The following is a 540-nucleotide window of genomic DNA, read 5'->3' on the forward strand; positions in this document are numbered from 1 at the left end:
CAGCAGGAAGCGCTCGAATCCCGTTTCCGGATCCCGGAACACCTGCCTCTGGTCCTTCGTGACCAAGGCGAAGGCCCGACGCGAAGCAGGTTCGTCCCCGAGAAGAGCTGAAAACGATGCACCCAAAGCGTGAGCGATACGCTTCGCAACACCGATGGTTGGACTTTTCTCGCCTCTCTCGACCTTCGACAGCATTGCCCTGCTCACGCCGGACAGCTTCGAGAACTGCTCCAGCGTGAGGTTTGCCTGTTCGCGTATCGTGCGGACACGATCACCGAACACGCGGCTGACGGCGTCTTGTCCGGTGCTTCGGGGTGCTACGGGTGTTTTCATCTTCTAATTTTCCGCCCAAATCATTCGCGTCACTCTACGCATTGGCATCGCAGATGTCACATTTCGCTCTCGGTGACTGAATCCAGCCTTTGAACGCCGCCGCCCGCTTTAGTCAACGAACTGTGCCATCTTCTACTGAAGACGTGAATCTTCTATGAAAGATTTCTCTTCCATCGGTTAAATTTTCTGCTATAGAAGATATAGGTG

At 54.4% G+C, this 540-nt stretch carries 1 protein-coding gene; it reads right to left on the reverse strand.

What is annotated here, in order from left to right:
- Positions 1–333 (reverse strand): helix-turn-helix transcriptional regulator (locus EN750_RS38250; protein WP_145968386.1); only part of this gene is annotated, 333 nt, incomplete at its 3' end.
- Between the last annotated feature and the right edge of the window lie 207 nt (positions 334–540).

The sequence above is a fragment of the Mesorhizobium sp. M7A.F.Ca.ET.027.03.2.1 genome (genome assembly GCF_003999175.1).
GTDB lineage: Bacteria > Pseudomonadota > Alphaproteobacteria > Rhizobiales > Rhizobiaceae > Mesorhizobium.